The sequence below is a fragment of the Variovorax soli NBRC 106424 genome (assembly GCF_001591385.1).
Lineage (GTDB): Bacteria > Pseudomonadota > Gammaproteobacteria > Burkholderiales > Burkholderiaceae_C > Variovorax > Variovorax soli.
Genome location: NZ_BCUU01000190.1, coordinates 1 through 3775 on the forward strand (window position 1 = coordinate 1; position 3775 = coordinate 3775).

Genomic DNA, 3775 nt, shown 5'->3' on the forward strand with positions numbered 1-3775 from the left:
GCCGGCGGCGCGGCCGGCACGCTCGCGCTCAGGCGCAGCGCCGCATCGCGATACAGCTGCTGGTAGGGCAGGCGCACGTCGTCCTCTGCGGCCAGCGGCGTGCCCGACAGCACGGTGAAGTGCCCGCCGCCCACGCTGCGCAGCGCAATGTGGCCCGGTTCGGGTTCGATGGCCAGCCGCGTGCCGTTGACGTACTCGTCGTGCACCGCGCGGATGGCCGCCAGCCGCGTGGCCGACACCTCGCCCTGCACACGCGCCACCTGCTGCGGCATGGGCGCCAAGGTCACCTGGTTCCAGGCCTGGATCAGGCCGAAAAGCGGCTCGAAAGGCTCGTCGGTGGGCTCCAGCAGCACGTCGTGCGCACCGGCCCAGTCGGCCTCGCTGGCCGCCATGAAGCCTTGCCAGCGCACGCCCTTGCCGCCGCCCTCGGGCAGCTTGCGGTCCAGCAGCACGCCCAGCAGATGCCCTTCGTGCAGCACGCTGACGATGCGCCCGGGCTCCCAGCGCGCGTTGAAGTTGCGCGCCGCCAGCACCTGGCGGCGCCGCGCCAGCTCGGCCAGAGGCAGCTGCAGGTCGATGTCGGGCGTGCCCTGGGGCGCAACGGCCTGGTCGCCGGCGTCGGCCTGCGGCGCGGGCGACGCCTGGCCCGGCGCCAGGTGGCTGCGGATGACGCTGAGCGGGGGCCATAGTTCGATGGGCATAAGAATCCTGTGCTGTCAGGCGTAAGACGCTTCAGCGCCCAGGATTTTGAAAACCCGAAGAATCGCGGCCATGTTGTCCGCCGCGATGGCGATGCCCAGCGTGTGCTGGATCCAGCTGCCGAGCAGGGTCTTGGCGTAGTCGGCCGGCAGCCCCTCGCGCTTGTGCACCAGCCCCAGCCGCCCCGCCCGGTAGTGGTAGGAGGCGATGGCGTGGCGCGAGGCGATGCCCGACAGCCCGCCGGCCGCCTCGCGCCCGAAGCCCTCGCACAGCAGCAGCCGCTCGGGCTCGGGCAGCGCGGCGATGAAGGCGCGTGCCAGGCCCTGCACTTTGGCCTCGGACAGGCCGTGCTCGGCCAGGCAGTCCTCGTCCGGCGCGTCCTGGCTGCCCAGCTGCGCGTCCAGCTGCGCTTCGCTCACCTGTTCGCCGATCGACAGCTTGCGCCGGAAGCTGCTGGCCCGCGTGCAGTCGATGAGGTAGCGGCGGAAGTAGGCGCACAGCGCATAGGCGGTGGAAGGCGCGCTGTGGTCGCTGGCGGCGACCGGGGCGGCCCCTTCCTCGACCTCGTCCGGATCGGCATCCAGGCGCAGCACCTTCACGTAGATGAACTGCGCGACCAGCTCCTGCCGGCTCTCGCCCAGCACCTTCAGCTCGGGCGGGCTGCACGCGCGCAGCGCATCGCCGACGATGGCGTACATGCGCCCCATCTCGTCGGGCGAGAGCTGCTGCCGGCGCCGCCACAGGCGCACGAGCTCGGTGCTTTCGCCGGATGACAGGGTGTCTTGCATGGCTCGGTCAGTCGTCGACGCACGACCCCTCTTCAGGGACCAGGCATTGCGGCAGGTCCGCACCCACCGCCGCGCCGCGCGTGCGCACCGTGCTCGACGCGGCGGCGGCCACCGGCAGGCCGCGCGGCAGCAGGATCCACAGCTGGCCGCGCTCCTTCATTCGGCGTGCCTGCGTGGCCGCCTGCTGGCCGTTGCCGAAGAAGTAGTCGGCCCGCACCGCGCCGCGGATGGCGCCGCCGGTGTCCTGCGCCACCGTCAGGCGCTGCAGCGGCGTGCCGGTGCCGGGCTGCTTGGTCGACACGAACACCGGGTAGCCCAGCGGCGTGCTGCGCGGGTCCACCGCGATCGAGCGGCCCGGCTGCAGCGGCACGCCGAAGGCGCCCACCGGACCGCCGGCGTCCGAGGCCGATTCCTTGAAGAACACGTAGCTCGGGTCCTTGATGCCGCTGCCGACGACAGCGCCGGTGGGCTTGCGGCCCGGCACCACCACCGCACCGCTGTTCTCGGGACGCGCGAGCGTGAAGCCGCGCACGCGCACCACGCTGGTGTCGACCACGTCGTCGTCTTCCGTGTCGTCCGGGTCGAGTTCGATGGCGCCGCCGCGCGTGCGCACCGCCGTCTGCGGCTTGCCCTGCTTGTTCTGCGCCAGCGTGGGGCGGAAGGGCTGCCCGTTCTGCTCCGCATAGGCCACGCGCACGACCTCGCCATTGGGCAGGCGGATGCGGCCCGAGCCCTGGATCTGCATCTCGTACAGCGCCGTGGCGCTGCTGACAAAGGCCAGCACCTTGGCGTTGGGCGCGCCGCGTGTCTCGATCTCTTCGCGGGTGTAGTAGGGCAAGAGGCGCCGGCCGTCGATGCGCAGGCGGATCTTGCGGTCCAGCGTGTCGCGGGTGAGCTGCGAGGTGTCCAGCGCATAGAGCCCCGGCGCGCCCATGTCGCGCGTCGACAGGCCCGACTGCAGCACCACCTGCCGGCCCTGCACCCGCGCCGCCACCGTGCCGCTGCCGGCCGGCAGCTTGCGCGCATCGAGGAAGAGCATGTCCTCCGGCTGGCCGTACACCGGGTAGATGTAGGGCGGCGCGTAGTTGCGGCTGCCCTGGATCTCGGGCTCGAAGTAGCCGGTGACCACGCCGTCGGGCCGGCGGTCGTCGTCGCGGATCTGGTAGGCCGAGAACTCGCTCTCGAAGAAGTTGCGGATGGCGGCGTTGCTTCGGCCGTCCACGCCGCGCGCCCTCTCGCACACCTGCCGCCATTCGTTGCCGCGGCCGGTGAGCACCTTGCAGCTGCCGAGGAAGGCGGGCCAGGTTTCCGAGAAATCGTCGCGCACCCAGCCCGGCACCGCATCGAAACCGACCGAGGTGTAGGTGGCCAGCTGCGTGGAGAAGGTGCGCGACTGGCCGGCCACGCTGCTGCCCAACGCGGGCGCGCTGCCGCTGCCTCCGGGACGTGCGCCGCCTGATGAAGACGACGACGGCGTGCCGCCCAGCTGGATGGGCGCGGCTGGCGTGGACTGCGACTGGGCGGCGCCGGCCGTGCTCACCACCGGCTGCGAAGGAGACGAAGTGGGCGAAGACGAAGGCGGCGGATTCGCGCAGCCCGCCAACGCCAGCGCCGCGAGCCACGCGGCACCCTTGGCAATGGCCGCGGGCTTGAAGTGATTGCTGCTGCTGAATGTCATCTTTGGCTCCTGAACGAGAGGCGGGGCATGGCGGCTGGGCTCAGCAGTCAGACGATCACTTCTCGACGATTCTGAATAGACCGACGCCATAGGCGTCCTGGCATGGGGCACTGGGCGGGCAGATGGGCCGCCCCAGCAAGGGTGCAGGCCCGGTGCCGCGCGCGGCTTCCGCCGCCGCCAGCGCGGGCAGCGGAAACTGCGGGAACACGCCCTCGCTGAGCATCCCGGTACTGCTGAAGTCGCGCTCGTGCTCGCTCACCAGCACCGCGAATTCGTTGCGGCCCGGCGGGCCGCCCGAGTTCATCGGCCATGCGGCGCGCGGCAGCTGCAGCGTCTCGTTGGCGGCGATCCTGTTGCGCTTGTCCAGCAGGTTGGGAAACAGCATGAACATCTCGTTGCCCGACGAGAGCAGGTACACGTACACGTAGCCAGCCCGGTTGCTGCGCACCTCGAAGCCGAGCTGGTCCTTGCCGATCTGCACCTCGGCCTTGCGCGGCGCGCCGCTCACGTTGAAGCCCGGCGCCGCGCCGCGCGCCAGGCCCTGCAAGGACTCCAGCGGCGTCACCGGCTTGAGGGCGGCCACGCTCGCGGGCGGCGCCGAGGCCGGTGC

3 protein-coding genes and 1 pseudogene are annotated in these 3775 nt (G+C 71.7%); all 4 read right to left on the minus strand.

Annotated features, from left to right (window positions below; all coding sequences use genetic code 11):
• Positions 1–701, minus strand: a pseudogene (locus VSO01S_RS26085) (hypothetical protein); the annotation flags it as partial.
• A gap of 15 nt (positions 702–716) precedes the next feature.
• Positions 717–1487 carry a hypothetical protein gene (locus VSO01S_RS26090; protein WP_068645664.1) on the minus strand — a complete coding sequence of 257 codons (771 nt, stop codon included), beginning with the start codon at positions 1485–1487 and terminating at the stop codon, positions 717–719.
• 7 nt (positions 1488–1494) lie between these two features.
• Positions 1495–3165, minus strand: a complete 1671-nt coding sequence (gene mltA, locus VSO01S_RS26095; protein ID WP_068645665.1) for a murein transglycosylase A — start codon at positions 3163–3165, stop codon at positions 1495–1497.
• Positions 3166–3220: 55 nt separating this feature from the next.
• Positions 3221–3775: DUF4384 domain-containing protein (locus tag VSO01S_RS26100; RefSeq protein ID WP_153305449.1), on the minus strand; the 555-nt coding region annotated here is incomplete at its 5' end.